18 protein-coding genes are annotated in these 18347 nt (G+C 41.8%); 2 read left to right on the forward strand and 16 right to left on the reverse strand.

Annotated features, from left to right (window positions below; all coding sequences use genetic code 11):
* Positions 1–29 precede the first annotated feature (29 nt).
* Positions 30–794, reverse strand: coding sequence for a transporter substrate-binding domain-containing protein (locus H7F25_RS09750; protein ID WP_024422920.1), 765 nt, complete (start codon positions 792–794; stop codon positions 30–32).
* A gap of 194 nt (positions 795–988) precedes the next feature.
* On the reverse strand, positions 989–1426 hold the full coding sequence (locus H7F25_RS09755) for a BrxA/BrxB family bacilliredoxin (protein ID WP_024428021.1): 438 nt from the start codon (positions 1424–1426) through the stop codon (positions 989–991).
* Positions 1427–1595: 169 nt separating this feature from the next.
* On the opposite strand from H7F25_RS09755, the gene H7F25_RS09760 reads away from it, so the two are divergent.
* Positions 1596–2489 (forward strand): YegS/Rv2252/BmrU family lipid kinase, encoded by an 894-nt coding sequence (locus H7F25_RS09760; RefSeq protein ID WP_149126489.1) that lies wholly within the window; start codon positions 1596–1598, stop codon positions 2487–2489.
* Positions 2490–2503: 14 nt separating this feature from the next.
* On the opposite strand, the gene H7F25_RS09765 is transcribed toward H7F25_RS09760, so the two are convergent.
* The 9 genes from H7F25_RS09765 to H7F25_RS09805 all read right to left on the reverse strand — a co-directional run bounded on the left by H7F25_RS09765 (position 2504) and on the right by H7F25_RS09805 (position 12926).
* On the reverse strand, positions 2504–2797 hold the full coding sequence (locus H7F25_RS09765; protein WP_024428019.1) for a YesK family protein: 294 nt from the start codon (positions 2795–2797) through the stop codon (positions 2504–2506).
* Positions 2798–2863: 66 nt separating this feature from the next.
* Positions 2864–4120, reverse strand: coding sequence for a dihydrolipoamide acetyltransferase family protein (locus H7F25_RS09770; RefSeq protein ID WP_122631083.1), 1257 nt, complete (start codon positions 4118–4120; stop codon positions 2864–2866).
* A gap of 19 nt (positions 4121–4139) precedes the next feature.
* The gene (locus tag H7F25_RS09775; protein ID WP_122631084.1) at positions 4140–5123 is read right to left on the reverse strand and encodes an alpha-ketoacid dehydrogenase subunit beta; all 984 of its coding nucleotides are present in this window, start codon (positions 5121–5123) and stop codon (positions 4140–4142) included.
* Positions 5124–5135: 12 nt separating this feature from the next.
* Positions 5136–6128, reverse strand: a complete 993-nt coding sequence (locus H7F25_RS09780; protein WP_185853677.1) for a thiamine pyrophosphate-dependent dehydrogenase E1 component subunit alpha — start codon at positions 6126–6128, stop codon at positions 5136–5138.
* Between the two features lie 17 nt (positions 6129–6145).
* Complete coding sequence (lpdA, locus tag H7F25_RS09785; RefSeq protein WP_025092998.1) at positions 6146–7570, reverse strand: dihydrolipoyl dehydrogenase; 1425 nt, start codon at positions 7568–7570, stop codon at positions 6146–6148.
* Positions 7560–8681, reverse strand: a complete 1122-nt coding sequence (gene buk / locus H7F25_RS09790) for a butyrate kinase (protein WP_024428016.1) — start codon at positions 8679–8681, stop codon at positions 7560–7562. Before buk ends, lpdA begins: the two co-directional genes overlap by 11 nt.
* Before the next feature lie 33 nt (positions 8682–8714).
* On the reverse strand, positions 8715–9809 hold the full coding sequence (bcd, locus tag H7F25_RS09795) for a branched-chain amino acid dehydrogenase (RefSeq protein WP_003215658.1): 1095 nt from the start codon (positions 9807–9809) through the stop codon (positions 8715–8717).
* Between the two features lie 26 nt (positions 9810–9835).
* Entirely contained in the window at positions 9836–10729 is an 894-nt protein-coding gene (yqiS, locus tag H7F25_RS09800) for a phosphate butyryltransferase (RefSeq protein ID WP_024422929.1), read from the reverse strand.
* Positions 10730–10853: 124 nt separating this feature from the next.
* Positions 10854–12926, reverse strand: coding sequence for a sigma-54 interaction domain-containing protein (locus H7F25_RS09805; protein ID WP_024428014.1), 2073 nt, complete (start codon positions 12924–12926; stop codon positions 10854–10856).
* A 149-nt stretch (positions 12927–13075) separates the two neighbouring features.
* Between H7F25_RS09805 and H7F25_RS09810 the strand changes: the two genes are divergently transcribed.
* The gene (locus tag H7F25_RS09810; RefSeq protein ID WP_024422931.1) at positions 13076–13312 is read left to right on the forward strand and encodes a DUF2627 domain-containing protein; all 237 of its coding nucleotides are present in this window, start codon (positions 13076–13078) and stop codon (positions 13310–13312) included.
* A gap of 36 nt (positions 13313–13348) precedes the next feature.
* Here the strand turns inward: H7F25_RS09810 and H7F25_RS09815 are convergent, their stop codons facing one another.
* The 5 genes from H7F25_RS09815 to spoIVB form a co-directional block, all read right to left on the reverse strand.
* Positions 13349–14086 (reverse strand): glycerophosphodiester phosphodiesterase, encoded by a 738-nt coding sequence (locus tag H7F25_RS09815; protein WP_024422932.1) that lies wholly within the window; start codon positions 14084–14086, stop codon positions 13349–13351.
* A gap of 228 nt (positions 14087–14314) precedes the next feature.
* Positions 14315–15415, reverse strand: a complete 1101-nt coding sequence (locus H7F25_RS09820) for a Rap family tetratricopeptide repeat protein (RefSeq protein WP_024422933.1) — start codon at positions 15413–15415, stop codon at positions 14315–14317.
* A complete protein-coding gene (locus H7F25_RS09825; protein WP_024422934.1) occupies positions 15403–15600 on the reverse strand; it encodes a hypothetical protein in 198 nt (65 codons plus the stop codon). The genes H7F25_RS09820 and H7F25_RS09825 overlap by 13 nt, the downstream gene beginning before the upstream one ends.
* A gap of 271 nt (positions 15601–15871) precedes the next feature.
* On the reverse strand, positions 15872–16675 hold the full coding sequence (gene spo0A / locus H7F25_RS09830) for a sporulation transcription factor Spo0A (RefSeq protein WP_024422935.1): 804 nt from the start codon (positions 16673–16675) through the stop codon (positions 15872–15874).
* A gap of 285 nt (positions 16676–16960) precedes the next feature.
* Positions 16961–18238: a SpoIVB peptidase gene (gene spoIVB / locus H7F25_RS09835; protein ID WP_025092993.1), complete on the reverse strand. Its 1278-nt coding sequence runs from the start codon at positions 18236–18238 to the stop codon at positions 16961–16963.
* Positions 18239–18347 lie beyond the last annotated feature (109 nt).

An 18347-nucleotide genomic window follows, 5' to 3' on the forward strand; every position in this document is an offset into this window, starting at 1 on the left:
TCTGGAATGACGCTGATCCTTTTCCTGACTTACTTTTCATCAGCAAACCATTTTTTAATTAATTTATCAAGTTCGCCATTATCTTTCATTTCTTTTAATGATTTATTAAATTTCGCTGTTAAGTCGCTGTTTTTCTTGAATGCAATGGCTGAACCTTCGTTTGAGCTGTTCAATCCAAATGCTTGGAAGTCTTTTTCCTTTTTTAAGTAACCAGCAGCTACTTTATCTTCAATAATTGCTGCATCAAAACGGCCTGCTTTAATCTCTTGAATGATATCAGAAATTTTATTACGGTCTTCAACTGTTAGGTTATATTTCTTTTGCAGTCCATTTGCTTCATCCTGTTGAATAGAACCTAATTGAACGCCGACTGTTTTGTCTTTTAAATCTTTCTCTGCCTTAATACCGCTAGATTTCTTTGATACAACCAAGTTTTTAGCATTGTAATAAACATCAGAGAAATCAACTTGCTTTTTACGTTTTTCTGTAGGTGTCATTCCTGCAAGGACAATATCAGCTTTGTTTGTTTTGAGGGCTGATACAAGGCTAGCAAAGTCCATATCTTGAATTTCTAGCTTGTAGCCGTTCTTTTTCGCTAATGCTGTTGCAAGATCTACATCAAAACCGACAATTTTATCTCCGTCTTTTGATTCAAATGGCGGATAATCTGCTGATGTCGCCATAACGAGTGTCTTGTCATCTCCTGATGCGTTTGAATTATTAGAAGAAGTTCCGCATGCTGCGAGTGCAGCTGCAAGACCAGCTGTCATAAGTAATAATAACCACTTTTTCATATGATGATGCCTCCCAGTATTTAAAATCATGTATTGATTGAATATTTATTCACTATAATGTATTTTAAACACTTTCTTTTTAAGATGCAATAGTATTTTGCTAAAATTATTTTGATTCTTTTGTCTTATAAAACAAAAAGCAGACCGATCTAAAGACCGGACTGCTTTATATTTATTCAACCAAAAGTCATATGTTAGATTTCTTCGCAATGCTCATCGAAAGCGGCTTGTAGTTTTGACACGACTTCCATTGGCTCATGCCCTTCAATTTCATGACGCTCGACCATTTTAATGATTTTTCCATCTTTTAATAATGCAAAGGATGGTGAAGATGGCGGGAAGCCTTCAAAGTATTCACGGGCTCTTGCTGTTGCCTCTTTGTCCTGCCCAGCAAACACTGTCAGCAATTGATCTGGACGCTTATCGTAATGAACAGAATAGCCGGCAGCTGGTCTTGCAATACCGCCTGCACAGCCGCATACTGAATTCACCATGACAAGTGCCGTTCCTTTTTTAGTCAGTGCTTCGTCTACTTCTTCAGCTGACGTGAGCTCAGTGTAGCCTGCCTGCTTAATTTCTTCTCTCGCTTGTTTCACAATATCATTCATAAATAAATTAAAATCAATATTCATGTCCGTCCACTCCTTTTGCGTACCAAAACCATTTTAACTCCATCATATCAAGGAAAACGCCAGCGGGCAAATGTGTTGTCTTTTCCTCCGCCTCTTTTTCCAAACATCGTTTATGAGCTGTCAAATTGGGGAAAAGTGATGATAAAGAGATGAAAGGGAGAACTGCGTGATGGCACAATTCAAAAAAGCGATGCTCATTTATAATGGAAATGCTGGACAAAAAAACATGGAAAAAACACTCGGTCAAACAGTGCCTCTTCTTTCTATACATATTGATGAACTCATTTTGAAACCAACAAAGCAGCCAAATGATGCTTATAATTTCTGCTGTCAAATTGATGAGACGGTGGAATTGCTCATTATATTAGGCGGAGATGGTACCGTGCATGAATGCATGAACGGCATTGGCGGTTTAGAAAAAAGGCCCACTGTAGCGATATTACCAGGCGGGACATGCAATGATTTTTCTAGAACACTAGGTATTCCTCAACAAATGCAGAAAGCCGCTCAAATGATTGTAGACGGCAAAGAGAAAAAGGTCGATTTAATCAAAGCAGAAGATCGATACGTGTTAAACTTTTGGGGAATTGGGCTGATCGCAGACACGTCCAACAATATTAACGACAAGGAAAAAGCCGTACTCGGCAAAATCAGCTACTTCACAAGTGCGCTGCGCACCTTGCAGCAAACAGATCCTTTTCACGTACGTATTGAGACAGAAGAGGAAAGCTGGGATGAGGAAGCTGTCATCGTTCTTGTCATGAATGGACATTTTATCGGTACAAATAGAATTGATTTGCCTCATGCAGCCATTGATGATGGAAAAGCAGAAATCTTAATTTGCAGAAATACGAGTTTCTCTGCTTTAAAAGAAATCTTCTCAATGAACCGGGAAGAGCTGGAGGATTTCACCGGCGATCTGTCTCTCATTCAAGCGTCCAGTATTCATATCCACACAAAAGAGGAAATGGATGCTGATACAGATGGTGAGGTTTATATGACAGCCCCTTCTTCTTTAGAAGTGTTAAAACAGCATTTGACCTTTATTGTTCCAGCAGAATAAAAAAATGCCCGACATCATTTTGATTCGGGCGTTTTTTTGATATATCGTCTGTATAAATATTCAAGTGCATATCCGAGAAGCGTCCCGGCGAGAAGTGATATTCCTAAAAAGCTATTGGCTGCTCCTTTAAATCCGCCGACAATCAGCAGACAGTACACGATTTGAATGATTGAAACGATCGATATGATAAGCAGTAATCGTTCAGGATGATTGCGTGATTTAGAAATGTACCGCAGAAAAGCGAATGCAATCGCTGTGATAAACATGAGACCAATCGTGAGAAAAGCAAAAAAATCTAGTCCAGACATATCATCGCTCCTTTCTCCTAGATGTGGAAATCCCCCTCTCATGCCGGGAGGGGGAAAATTGTTGTTTTAATAAACAGATGTCTGCTCGTCAATGCCTTCAAGGATTTGTTTAATTCGCTGAAGGAATCTGCCGCATACAAGACCATCTAGTACTCTGTGATCTAATGAAAGACAAAGATTGACCATGTCTCTTGCCGCAATCATACCGTTTACTATCATTGGACGCTTCACGATCGATTCTACTTGTAAAATCGCCGCTTGCGGATAATTAATGATTCCCATAGATTGTACCGAACCAAATGATCCCGTGTTGTTGACAGTGAAGGTACCGCCTTCCATATCACTTTGCTTAAGCGTTCCTTGTCTCACCTTAGACGCCAGCTCATGAATTTCTTTGGCAATGCCCTTAATGGTCTTTTCATCCGCATCCTTAATGACTGGAACAAAAAGCGCGTCATCTGTAGCGACAGCAATCGAAACATTGATTGCTTTCTTTTGCACAATTTTATCTCCGGCCCACATGCTGTTCATTTCAGGGAATTCCTTTAAGGCCTGAGCCACTGCTTTGACAAAGAACGCAAAGAACGTTAAGTTAAAGCCTTCTTTTGCTTTAAACTGATCCTTCAGCTGATTTCTTCTTGTCACTAGATTTGTCACATCGACTTCCATCATCGTCCAAGCATGCGGAATTTCATGTTTGCTTCTCAGCATATTGGCCGCAATTGCCTGACGGATCGGCGTGACTGGCAGCTCAACATCACCAGGCATAGAAGGGACGGCAGGTGCTGCTTTTGCTTGAGAAGACTGCGCAGGCTCCGGTTGAACGGCACGTTCATTGACAGGTGCTGTCTTCTCTTTGACGCCGCCGTTTTCAATGAGCTGCAGCAAATCTTTTCTAGTGATTCGGCCGCCTGCTCCCGTACCTTGAACAGCCGCTAAATCAATGCCATGCTCATCTGCTAAACGAAGAACGGCTGGAGAATAACGTTTCTTTTGACTTTGATTCTCATTTGTTTGATCTGCTTCAGGCGCTTCGCTTTGCTCAGGTGCTGCTTCTTCTTTCTCGCTCTGCTGCTCGCTTCCTTCAACTTCAATTTCACAGAACACTTCTCCTACTTGCAGCGTTTCGCCTTCCTCAGCCGATAGCTTTGTAATCGTTCCTGTAAAAGATGACGGAACTTCTGCGTTCACTTTATCTGTCATGACTTCCGCAATCGGATCGTATTTATTCACATGATCGCCAGGTGAAACGAGCCATTTGCTAATGGTTCCTTCTGTTACACTTTCACCTAGCTGAGGCATTTTCATTTGTTCAATTGCCACTTTGAAACCCTCCTCTTTCTTAAAACGCCGCCAGCTCTCTCATTTCAGCTTCTACCTTATCCGGGTTGACCATGAAGAATTTCTCCATTGTCGGCGCATAAGGCATTGCCGGAATATCTGGTCCAGCAAGACGTTTGATTGGTGCGTCTAAATCAAATAAGCAATGCTCCGAAATGATCGCCGCAACCTCACTCATAATGCTGCCTTCTTTTGTATCTTCTGTTAACAGAAGCACTTTACCTGTTTTAGAAGCCGCTTCTATAATCGCTTCCTGATCAAGCGGGTACACTGTTCTCAAATCGAGAATATGAGCGGAAATGCCGTCTTTTGCAAGGCGGTCTGCTGCTTGCAGCGCAAAATGGACACAAAGGCCATATGTAATGACCGTGATATCATCGCCTTCACGCTTCACATCTGCTTTTCCAATCGGAAGAGTGTAATCCTCTTCAGGCACTTCTCCTTTAATCAGACGGTATGCACGTTTATGTTCAAAGAACAATACAGGATCTGGATCACGCACTGCAGCCTTTAAAAGACCTTTGACATCATAAGGTGTAGAAGGCATCACAATCTTCAAACCAGGCTGGTTAGCAAAAATAGCTTCGACCGATTGTGAATGATAAAGTGCCCCGTGTACTCCACCCCCGTAAGGTGCGCGGATGACCATTGGACAGCTCCAATCATTATTTGAACGGTATCTAATTTTTGCAGCCTCTGAAATGATTTGGTTGATTGCAGGCATAATGAAATCCGCAAATTGCATTTCTGCAATTGGGCGCATTCCATACATCGCTGCCCCAATACCTACACCTGCAATGGCTGATTCTGCAAGAGGTGTATCCATGACGCGCGCTTCTCCAAATTGCTCGTAAAGACCCGCTGTCGCTTTAAATACGCCGCCTTTTTTCCCGACATCCTCTCCGAGCACAAACACTTTCGGATCTCGCTCCATTTCTTCTTTCATCGCCAGTGTAATAGCGTCTATATATGATATAACAGGCATTTTTCTTCCCCCTTACTCCGCATACACGTAACGAAGTGCGCTTTCTACCTCAGCATAAGCCGCGTTTTCCGCTTCATCAGTAGCTTCGTTTACGATTTGCATGATTTCTTTTGTCATCTCTTCTTTCATTTCAGAAGTCATGACGTTTCCTTCGATTAAATACGTTTCATATTGGATGAGCGGATCTTTCTTTCTTGCTTCGAGCACTTCTTCTTTTTCTCGATAGCTTGAATCATCGTCATCACTTGAATGCGCAGTTAAACGGTAAGAGATTGTTTCAATCAATGTCGGGCCTTCGCCTCTAGCCGCACGGTCTCTCGCCTCTTTGACAGCAGCATATACTTCAAGCGGATCATTTCCATCTACAGTGACACCAGGCATCCCATATCCAATCGCACGATCTGAAATGCGTTCACAGGCTACTTGTTTGTCATATGGCACGGAAATCGCATACTTATTGTTTTCGCACATGAAAATAACAGGCAGTTTATGCACAGCAGCAAAGTTTGCGCCTTCATGGAAATCACCTTGGTTTGATGAGCCTTCACCGAACGTGACAAAGCTGACAAAGTTTTTCTGCTCTAATCGTCCAGCAAGGGCAATTCCCACCGCGTGAGGAACCTGCGTTGTTACAGGTGACGACCCAGTCACAATTCGATTTGCTCTTTGCCCAAAATGCCCTGGCATTTGTCTTCCGCCTGAGTTTGGATCGTCTTGTTTTGCGAAACCAGACATCATTAAATCTTTTGCTGTCATCCCAAAAGCAAGGACAACCCCCATATCACGATAGTAAGGTAAGACGTAATCTTCTTCTCTATTAAGAGCAAATGCAGCGCCGACTTGCTGCGCTTCCTGCCCTTGACAAGAAATGACGAATGGAATTTTCCCGGAACGGTTTAAAAGCCACATCCGTTCATCGATTTTTCTCGCTAGAAGCATTGTTCTGTATATATCAATTGCTTGTTCATCTGATAATCCTAATTCCTGATGACGCATGTTACTCATCATGTTTCCCTCCTTGATTAAAAATGGATCGCCTTCCCGTCAACAGCAAGGGCTGCCTCACCAATCGCCTCTGATAAGGTCGGATGCGGGTGTATCGTCTGCCCCACTTCCCACGGGGTTGCATCAAGTACTTTGGCTAATCCAGCTTCAGATATCATATCTGTTACATGAGGACCAATCATATGAATTCCTAAAATATCATCTGTCTTTTGATCGGCAATGATTTTGACGAATCCATCAGACTCCCCGTACACAAGCGCTTTTCCAATCGCCATAAATGGAAATTTCCCTATTTTGACTTCAAAGCCCTGCTCTTTTGCGGCCTGTTCAGTGAGTCCAACACTTGCAGTTTCTGGGTGAGAGTAAACACATTTAGATACGAGCGTTTCATCGAGCGGCTTTGGATCTTTTCCAGCCATATGTTCTACAGCAATCATACCTTCGTGTGAAGCGACGTGTGCCAGCTGAAGCCCGCCAATGACATCTCCTATTGCGTAAATATGCGATTCTTTCGTTTGATAATGTTCATTCACGACAATGCCTTGTTTTTCGGTTTGGATGTCCGTGTTTTCAAGACCTATGCCTTCGATATTAGGTACTCTGCCGACTGAAAGAAGGAGTTTTTCCGCTTCAAACGTCTGAATGTCTCCATCCTTTTCCGCTTGAATTGTCACGAGATTTTCCTGCTTTTCTACGCTATCTGGCAGTACCTTCGCATTAGTCACAAAAGTGATGCCTTTTTTAGATAATAGCTTTTCCATTTCTTTAGAAATGTCATGATCCTCTGTTGGCAAAATGCGGTCTGCAAACTCAAGCACAGTGACGTTCACACCAAAATCATTGAGCATGGAAGCCCACTCGATTCCGATCACTCCGCCCCCCACAATCAGCATTGACTGCGGAAGCTCTGGCAGTTCAAGTGCATCATCTGAAGTGAGGATGTGTGTTCCATCTGCTTCAAGCCCTGGCAGCACACGCGGTCTTGATCCTGTCGCGATGATGACCTGCTTTGGAATGAGCATTTCATTTTCCTCTCCATTTGCCATTTCTACGGAGATCGTTCCTGGCATTGGCGAAAAGATAGATGGGCCAAGAATACGGCCGATCCCTTCATATACATCAATTTTTCCTTGTTTCATTAAATGTTTGACGCCGCCTGCTAGTTTTTCGACGATCTCTGTTTTTCTTTTCTGCACATTGGCAAATTGCAAGGCAACGCCTCCTGCCTCAACACCAAAATCAGCTGCGCGTTTGACGGTTTGATAAACTTCTGCACTTCTGAGCAGCGCTTTAGACGGGATGCAGCCTTTATGAAGACATGTTCCGCCGAGCTTTTCTTTTTCTACAACTGCTGTTTTCAATCCAAGCTGTGAGGCACGGATGGCCGCTACATAGCCGCCTGTGCCTCCACCAAGAATGACGAGGTCATATTCAGTTGCCATGACTTGTCACTCCTTTCTTTTCCTGTTGATCATTTGGGTATTCTTTCGGTGATTCTTCTTCTTTTAAAATACGAAGCGCACCTTCTGCTAACGATTGCAGCTCATTTTCACCTGGAAACACAACAACATCTGAAATCCAGTCAATATAGCCGCGAATACTTGACGTAATTTGTTTGCTATACGCAAGTCCGCCTGTTAATACAATGACGTCAACTGCTCCTTTTAAGACAGCGCTAGCCGCACCAATTTCCTTGGCAATCTGATAGCACATCGCTTCATAAATGAGCGCCGCCCGCTCATCACCCGCTTCAATCATGCGTTCCACTTTCACAGCGTCTGTCGTGCCAAGATAGCCAGCAAGCCCGCCTTCACCAATAATGCGTTTGAGCATTTCTTCTTGGGTATACTCCCCCGAAAAACAAAGATTCACAAGATCACCTGTCGGCAGGGTTCCCGCACGCTCTGGGCTGAAAGGACCTTCGCCATGCAGACCGTTATTCACATCGATGACTTTTCCTTTTTCATGAACACCAATGGTAATACCGCCGCCCATATGAGTAATAATCATGTTCAAATCTTCATAACTTTTTCCAAAAGAAGCCGCTGTTTTTCTTGCGACCGCTTTTTGATTTAATGCATGAAAAATGCTTTTTCTTTCGATCGTTGGCAGCCCTGAAATACGAGCAATTGGTTTTAGTTCATCCACTACAACTGGATCGACAATAAAAGCTGGGATATTCAGGCCAAGTGCAATTTCTCTCGCGATGATTCCACCGAGATTGGATGCGTGCTGGCCGGCATATCCTTCTTTTAGGTCTTCCACCATTTGCTCATTGACTTCATATGTGCCTCCTTCAATCGGACGAAGGAGACCGCCGCGCGCACAGACTGCATCAAACTTTGAGATATTCATCCCCTGTTCATGCAGTGTTTTCAAAATGGTTTCTTTGCGGAAAGAAAATTGATCAATGATATGAGGAAACTGCTTTAATTCCTCATCTGTATGTCTAAGTGTCGTTTCAAAAATAGACCGTTCATTATGAAACACACCGATTTTTGTTGAAGTAGAGCCAGGATTAATCGTGAGAATACGCCATTCTTTTGTCAGCAAAAACAAAACCTCCGTTTCAACTCATTCTTCAAATTAGCGACGGCTTAAAATATGTTGACCATTTTGCAAGAATTGACTTCTTGATTTGCGCATTCTTTCAATTCGCTCTTCAGCCAATCGGTCTGCCGCTTTATAAGTTGGAATGGCATCACGGTTTGAAATTTCAATCACACGTTCAATATTTTGATAAATGCCTTCGACTTTTTTCATCGCACGATCTGCATTATAGCCATAAAGCTCATCAGCCACGTTAATCACACCGCCTGCATTGATCACATAGTCAGGAGCATATACAATACCCATCTCATGGATAAGGTCTCCGTGATGCGTTTCTCTTAGCTGGTTATTTGCAGCACCTGCAATCACCTTTGCTTTTAACTTAGGAATGGTCACATCGTTAATGGTTGCACCAAGTGCGCACGGTGCATAAATATCACATGCTTGATCGTAAATATCGTCAGGGTCGACTGCTTTTGCGCCAAAGTCTTCAACAGCACGTTTGACAGAGTCTTTGTTGATATCTGTGACAATGAGTTGCGCGCCTTCTTCATGCAGATGTTTACACAAGTTGTAAGCGACATTTCCTACGCCTTGGACGGCAATTGTTTTTCCTTCTAATGAATCGGTCCCAAATGCAGCTTTGGCAGCGGCTTTCATCCCTTTGTATACACCGTAAGCAGTGACGGGAGACGGATTTCCAGAAGAACCAAATGCAGGAGAGATCCCTGTGACAAAATCGGTTTCTTCATGAATGAGATCCATGTCTTCTACCGTTGTACCGACATCTTCTGCTGTAATATAGCGGCCATTCAGCCCTTGAATATAACGTCCAAATGCACGGAACATTTCTTCATTTTTGTCTTTTCTCGGATCACCGATGATGACCGTTTTTCCGCCGCCAAGATTAAGTCCTGCTGCTGCGTTTTTATAAGTCATTCCTCTTGCTAGACGCAGTGCATCCTCAATGGCTGCTTCTTCGTTTTCATACGTCCACATTCTCGTTCCGCCTAGTGCCGGCCCAAGTGTTGTATCATGAATCGCAATAATGGCTTTTAAACCAGACTGCTCATCCTGACAAAATACAAGCTGTTCATAATCGTATCGTTCCATATATTTAAAAAGTTCCATTGTGTTATTCCTCCTATTGCTTCCGCTTAATTTGATGTACAGATGGCAAGCGCAATTGAATAAAGCTTACTTTCAGCTGAATCAGACCGGCTTGTTAAAGCAATCGGCGCCTTCGCTCCTGCCACCACAGCTCCCACCTTCGCATGTGCAAAGTAGATGAGAGATTTATAAAGAATGTTTCCTGCCTCAATTGTTGGCACAAGCAAAATATCTGCATGGCCGGCTACATCACTTGTAATATTTTTATGAGAAGCTGCCGTTTGAGAAATGGCATTATCTAAAGCAAGAGGCCCATCAATCAGGCATCCAGAAATTTGCCCCCGCCGGTTCATTTGCGCAAGACTTGCCGCAGTCAAAGTTGAATCCATTGCCGGATTCACGACCTCCACCGCAGAGAGCACTGCAACCTTTGGCATGTCGTTTCCGACAGCTTGTGCTACTTGAACAGAGTTGATCGTAATCTCTTTCAGCATATTTAAATCGGGCGCGATGTTCATCGCAGAATCCGTGACATAAATAAAGCGGTCAAAGCCCGGTACTTCAAATGCCGCAACATGCGATAGGACACTTGTCGTCCTGAGCCCATATTCTTTATTCAGTACCGCTTTTAAAAGAACGGCTGTCGGGACATGCCCCTTCATCAAAATATCTGCATGCTTCTCGCTCACTGCCTGAACGGCAATTTTGGCAGATTCTTCGGGAGAATCTGAATGAATAATATCTATCCAGTCCTCATTGATTTCATGCTGCTTCACTAGCTCCTTCAGGTTGCGTTTGTTCCCAACCAGGAGAAAGCGAGCGACCTTTCGCTTAATTGCCATCTTGATGGCATGAAGCACTTCTTCGTCTTCTGCATGAGCCACAGCCGCCGTTTTATTCTGCAGCTGGGCGGCTTTCATAATCAGATCGTCAAGCTTCATATATGCCCACCTTTCCTTGTGCTCGGTTCATATTTTATATGCAAGTTCCGTGCCAGTTTGAAATGCAGTGAATATGAGGCAATTCGCATGACATTCGTGCAATCTTTTGCAGGTAACATGCATTTTATTGCATGCTATCTTTTGCAAGTTGATATTTGTCCATTTTATAGTAAAGGTTCCGAATGCTGATCCCTAACGTTTTCGCTGTTTTCGTGCGATTGAATTGATGCTTTTCAAGGGTTTGTTTAATCAGCTGCGCTTCAAATGCCTCAACAGCATCCGAAAGCGTCTCTCCCTCAAATTGACTGACAGTCAGTTCCTGCTGCTCTTTTTCTTCCTGATCTTCTGACTCCATGAAAGAAATATGCCCTTCATCAATCCATTCTTCTTGCGGGTTCAAAAAGATCATGGCTCGTCCAAGTACATTTTCAAGCTCTCTTACGTTTCCTGGCCACTTATATGATCGCAGTCTATTAAGTGCCTGTTCCGTTAACCCGCTCACGTTCCGTCCATAGTCTAAATTGATCTTTTGGATGAGACGTTTACTTAACGAGTCAATATCCTCAAGGCGCTGCCTTAGCGGCGGGATGGAGATCGGGTATCTGTTCATTCGATAATATAAATCTTCTCTGAACTTTCCTTCCGCCATCGCTTTTTCAATATTGACATTTGTCGCCGTGATCACACGAACATCGACCGGTATAGCCTTTGTTCCGCCTACTCTTACTATTTCTTTCTCCTGCATCACACGAAGCAGCTTCGCCTGTGTACTTGGCGTCATTTCGCCAATTTCATCTAAAAAAATGCTGCCTTGATTCGCCTCTTCAAACAGCCCTTTTTTCCCGCCTCGCCTTGCACCAGAAAACGCTCCTTCTTCATAGCCAAAAAGCTCTGACTCTAAAAGGGTCTCAGATAAGGCTGCACAGTTGACCCGTACAAAGCGATTATATTTCCGGTCACTTTCATTATGAATAGCGTGCGCAAACAGCTCTTTTCCAGTACCTGATTCTCCCCGGAGTAAAATGGTGGCTGGCGTTTTCGCGCCTAGCTTCGCCTGCTCAAGCGCCACAAGCATTTGCTCACTCTCTCCAATGATGTCTTCAAATGTGTACTTTGCTTCAAGTGTACGGATGAGCTGCCTTGCTTTATTTAATTCATTTGTGAGTGATTGAATTTCTGATACGTCATGAATGACCCCGACACTGCCTTTTAAAATGCCATCAACAATGACAGGCGCTACGTTGACAATCACATCTTTTTTATTCGGTCCGACTTTCATTCTGACGCCTCGAACGGGTCTCCTTGTTTCAAGTACCTTCAAATGCATGCTTTCTCCTTCAGAAATATCTGCACCTGCTGGTTTCCCCACAACTTCTTTATCTGTTAATCCAGTCATTTTCGTATAAGCCCGGTTGATTAAGATCCCTTTTCCCTGCTCATCAACAACTGATATGGCTTCATCCGACGATTGAATGATCGCCTCCAGCATCGTTCGCACTTCTTTAAGATTGGTTACTTCCTCCGCAAGCTCAACGGCATCTGTAATATCTTTAAAGATGGATAAAGCACCTAGCATTCTCCCCGCGTCATCAATAATTGGCAAACGCGTTGTAACAATTTGTATTTGCTGATTCAAAAATTGTTTTTGATTAAATTCTGGCTCTCTCGATCTTAAAATGTCGGGAAGCTTTGTATTTGGGATCACTTCTCGTATATGACGGCCAATCGCATCTTTTTGCGAACATCCAACCATTTTGGCCGCTGATCGATTAAACAGGACGACTTCTTCATTCATGTTTATAAAAATCATCCCGTCGTTCGTTGCATTAAAAATGCGGTCATGCTTATAGGTTTGTTCCTTTAATATTTGGATCAGCTGCTGTTTTTCTGACATTAATTCTGATATCACGTAAGCCATTGAACTTGGAACAATGACTGCGTGCTCTGGCTTTTTTTCAATCAGTTCTTTCAGCACTGCTGAACTGCCTGTTGTTTCAATGATGATATCAATGTCATCTTTTATGTATTCTTTCCAATCCGTTGTCGTATCAATTCCATTCTTTTTCGCTTCTACCATCCCCGGTGCCTCAAGATCAAGGTCGGCGATCGCAATGATTTGAATCATATTTGTTTTCAGCAATGTTTCAAGCAATGCTGATCCACCCTGTCCTGCACCGACAATCAAGACTCTCTGCATCCCGTTACCCCTTTATATGAAAAAATTTGCACACCATATTTTTCCGTTGCAAAAAATTGCACAACTCTTATATTACCACGTTTTCCTTTCTTGACAAAATATTTTTTGAATTAGACAATGGAAGTAAATGACGTTTAAGGGGACATTTGATGGGGAGAATACTTGCACTAGTGATTATTTTAATACCTGGCGCGCTTGCAGCACTTGGGATTAAGCTGCTGCGTGACACTGTTTTCGGCATCATCATTGCACCATTTCCATATTTATGGCTGCAAGGAATTGCAGGGTTGTTATTTTTAGGGGGAGGTCTTTATGTAGTGGCTGGCTTTATTTTATATAGAGACCGTAAACGAAATAAAGTGACTGCTCGCTTTAAACAGAGATAAAACGTGAAAAAAGACCCGCTGATTTAGAGCAGGTCTTTATTTCATTTCTTCTCTTATTTTCACGGCTCGGTCAGGAAAATCAGTAAAAATGCCATCGACACCTAAGGAAAACATGTTTTTCATTTGCTTTTCACTATTTACTGTAAACGGCCTGATCACTTGCTGAGATGCATGGAGAGCTGCCACAACCTCTTTGGTCACTCCGGCACCCTTGATATTTGGATGGTAGCCCCTTGCTGGTACTGTTTTTATATACATCTCCGGCTGATGAATCACATCCATTGTGAGAACCGCAAGTTCAACATGCGGCATCAGTTTGTGAAAAAGAGCTAAACTGCCGTGATGAAACGATGAAACAAGTACACGGTCTTCTATTTGAAAATGCTCGATTTGTTTTTTTACTTTCTCTTCGATACCCGGATATCGATAAATGGAGTTTTTTAGTTCAATATTGATGATCAATGATGATTGCTGCGTCACTAGCTCTAATACTTCCTCCAAAAGAGGAATGGATACAGCACCGGTTTCTTCGTAGAAAGAATGACTCGCATCTCCCGCTTTTAATTCTTCATATGTATGGTCTTTCACTAAACCTTTCATGTTCGTTGTTCTGTTCAATTTCTCATCGTGAATGACAGCAAGTCTACCGTCTTTCGTCAGCTGAACATCCAGCTCAATTCCGTCAGCTCCCGAATGGAGTGCATGCTCGAAGGCTATCATGGTGTTTTCAGGATAAATGCCTTTAAAGCCTCTGTGTGCAAAAATTTTCGTCATAGGTCACCTCTAAATATGATGCTTCCTTACATTATGACGTGTCTTTTTTCGTTTTTCCAGTTTTGAGCGCATAAAAAAAACCTCTTCTGATTCATACGAAGAGGTTGACAGATAAATTCGATCACGTAATCGCTCTGATGGCTTGCTCTGTCGTCTCTGCGTCAAGAGCAAAAAGGGAAGAAACAACTGCGACTGCTGTAACAACGGTTACACCTAACAACAACTTTTTCATAAGATAACCTCCACTTTCTTTTGAAGTATTTGTGCATCGAATTTCTTTTCAAGAAAACGAATGGCATTTTGATAATCATTTCGTTCCTTGAAGTATTTCGATATTTGTTCAGACAAATCCTCAAGCTCCACATATAATCTATTTTTTTCTATGTAGTCTAATTTTTCTGAGAATACGTCTGCTGCCCCACTATTCTCGCACATCAAATCCAAAATTTCAAATTTTACTATATATTCATTATTTTGGATATCGCAACTATACAAAATACCCTCTTTAATATATTCCCTCGCCTCTTGATCTCCTAAATGAACCAAGGCATTGGCCAGAACATATAAAGATTGGATGTAATAATGGCTATTGTCACGATGAATTTGAATGCCCATTCCTTTTTTGGCATAATGTGCGCTTTTTTCATAATCATGCTTTGCATAATAAAGAACCGCTAAATTGTGATAGCATTTCCCAATCAGCACTTCATTGTTAATGCGCTTACTTTTCTCAAGAGCTTCTTTATACTTTTTCTCTGCTTCATCGAATTGGAACAAATCAATGCAATTACTTGCATGTAAAATTAAGCTGTCAATCGCCTGCGCTGTGTACTCTTCATGCGCTTTGAATGTATCGATGGCTTTTTTAATATGATTAATGGATATGAAATTTTGTTTCAGTTCGTAATAGATCGAAGCAACCTTATGGTGAAAAGTTCCTACTTCCAGGTCTTCATTCACACGTTTTAGCCGCTGTTCTGCAATTTTATAAAAGCTAATGGCTTCATCATACTTTTTCACATATGCAGCATATTGGCCTTTGTAAAAGTAAAAATAAAAATTAATAATGTCATCTGCCTTCTCATCGAGCGTTCCGACACTTTTCATAATTTGATTGGCTTTTTCGATATTTCCAAGTAACATTTCATGTCTGCCGTCAACAAGCTGATAATAAAGGAGAACTTCACGGTCTTCATCTGTATTTTTTAGCAAATTCTGAATTTTCTCTTTATAGACAGCAGATTTTTCTAAGTCATTCTGAGAAATGACCCTCGTCCACTTGCTAATTTCGTTCGCAACCTCAGCAGAGTGGATTTTCAGCTTTCCCATAACCTCACCCTCTTCTTTTCATTATTATAGCATAGTAAAAGAATGTGAAAATTATTAAATTCGACAATGGGAATATTCAGTTCAAATGGCACAATCTCTAAGAAGCCAGTGACTTTAAAACGCCAACCAATCAGGTCAATAGAAATAGAACTTTCGATCTCGTTTGCTTTAATTACCAAATCCATGAGACCTTTTCCTCTCATCCTTTTTCTTACGAATGAGCGTTTTCTTCTTCTATTTTGAAGACTTCATGATCGATTGGCGCAGCTGATTACCACTACTTTATGTCTTTTTTATTTTTTTCATGCTTTATTTTTCATTTTATTCTGAAAATAAAGCAGCCCGTTTGTCCAATTTAAACATTAAGATGATTTTATCAACCTAACCAATTTTTGACAACATGTTTCAAAATAAAAAAACGTCTCAATGAAGAAACGTTTTTTCATGAAAAAGATACTAGCTTGCTCTATGCTCTAATCGCAAACGATCAGCTACCATGGCAATAAATTCTGAATTGGTTGGCTTCGCTTTTGACATGCTGACAGTATAACCAAAGAGTGAGGAAATGGAATCAATGTTTCCTCTGCTCCAAGCGACTTCAATGGCATGACGAATCGCTCGTTCTACCCTGCTGGCAGTCGTGTTAAATTTCTTTGCAATGTCTGGGTACAACACTTTAGTGATGCTTCCGAGAAGCTCAATGTCATTGTACACCATAGAAATTGCTTCTCTTAAGTATAAATAGCCTTTAATATGAGCGGGCACGCCAATCTCATGAATAATGGTCGTAATGCTCGCATCTAAGTTTTTACGTTTCGGTTCAGGTTTGTTACGAAGAACACTGTTTTGGATTGATGAAGAGCGATGGGTAACTTGTGTGCCGTTTCCACTGACTTGACGAATATGACCTACTAGGTTTTCCATATCAAATGGCTTTAAAATGAAATAGGATGCGCCCAAATCAACTGCTTTTTTCGTGACATCTTCTTGTCCAAATGCCGTTAGCATAATCACACTTGGCTGTTTTGTCATTTCATTGTTTTCACGGAGGCGTTCTAGTACAGCAAGACCGTCTAAATGAGGCATAATAATGTCTAAGAGGAGAACGTCGGGCTCTTTATCTTTAAATAATGTCAGGCACTCCTGACCATTATACGCCACGCCAAGTACTTCCATATCTTCCTGTCCCTCAATATACTCTGTCAAAAGGCCAACAAGCTCTCGATTGTCATCAGCTACACACACTTTAATTTTCTCCACGTTCTTTCCTCCCCAATGTCGATTCCTTTAGTCTTTTGCATTTCTCTTCTGAGTGTTCAATTCGACAAAACCATGCTATCCCCTTTAAAAAACTTTAATTTTCCGAATAATAGAGCATTATCTAGCTTTTTCTACGTTTTTCTTAACGAATCGACGATTATTGCAATTTGACAACATGCTTTTTTCCATTTTGTCGAAAAATCTCTTTTTCCTTATTTTATAACATGATGGAAGAGAAAGAAAGGGTAGAAAAAAACTGCCGGAAGATTCACGGCAGTTTGATGATCAGCTTGCTTTTTTGTTTTTTTGATAAAGGTCGATTCCTGCTTCTGACAGCATCCATTCAATGTGTACGCCGTACCCGCTAGTCGGATCATTGACGAATACGTGTGTGACAGCTCCAATGACTTTGCCATTTTGGATGATGGGGCTTCCGCTCATTCCTTGGACGATTCCGCCCGTTTTGCTTAAGAGCCGCTCATCTGTTACCTTCAATACCATTCCTTTAGTTGCTGGGAATTTCTGCGGTGTTGTGCTGACGATTTTAATATCAAACTTCTCCACTTTATCATGATCCACAACGGTTAAAATTTCTGCTGGGCCTTCTTTTACTTCATTTGATAAAGCGACTGGAAGTGGTTTATCTGCTACATGATTTTCAAGCTTTTCGGTTAACGTACCAAAGATACCAAAAGGGCTGTTGCGGGAGATATCTCCTATTGTTTTTCTTTCGGAAGAGAATCTCGCCAATTTTTCTCCAGGATTGCCTCCTGTGCCTTTTTCAATCGATGTCACGGTTGATCTAACAATTTCACCATTGTCGACAACAATTGGTTTTTTTGTATCCATGTCAGAAATCACATGCCCAAGGGCACCATATTTTTTAGATGAAGGTTCGAAAAAGGTCATCGTGCCGATTCCTGCTGCAGAATCACGAATGTAAAGACCAATTCGATAGATGCCTTCACTTGCATCTTTTGCGGGTGTTAATGTTGTTTGAAAGGTTTTATGATCTCTCTTTATGAGCAAACGAAGCGTTTCACCCGTTTTCCCTGCTTTCTGAATAAATGGGGTGAGGTCATTCATTTTCTCCATTTTTTGACCATTGATTTCAATGATCATATCCCCTGATTGAATGCCTGCGGCTTCACCTGGTGATTTTTTGCCGTCTGCTGTTGTGATTTGATGAAAACCTACAACGAGAACTCCTACAGAGTGGAGCTTGACGCCAATGGATTGACCTCCAGGAATGACTTTTAATTCAGGGAGAACGTCAACTTTTGTTTTCTTAATAGGAAATCCTTTAAAATCATAAACAATTTCGGCTTTTCCCGCCTTTTGTCCTGTAATATCCAGCTGATTCTTTTTCTCTGAAAGGCTAAAGGCTGGTGAAGAAGCATTGGCTGACGCTTCAATCGATGTGTCAATTGAGTGCTTCTGTTTTTCAAATACTGCAACATTTGTTGGAATGCTGATGTATTCCTTCACTATGCTCATAAACCCTGTACTTATTAAAGAAACAAGGAGAATCACACCAATGGCTTTTCTCATCTTTTCGGGCATTCATTTTTCACTCTCCTCGCTCCTTACCCACACCAGAACACTCATGTTTTGGCTACATCTTTACTTTTGCCTTCTTCGAGAGGATTTATAACCGGCAGCTTTAGAAAAT

The organism is Bacillus sp. PAMC28571 (genome assembly GCF_014250435.1).
GTDB classification, from domain to species: domain Bacteria; phylum Bacillota; class Bacilli; order Bacillales; family Bacillaceae; genus Bacillus; species Bacillus safensis.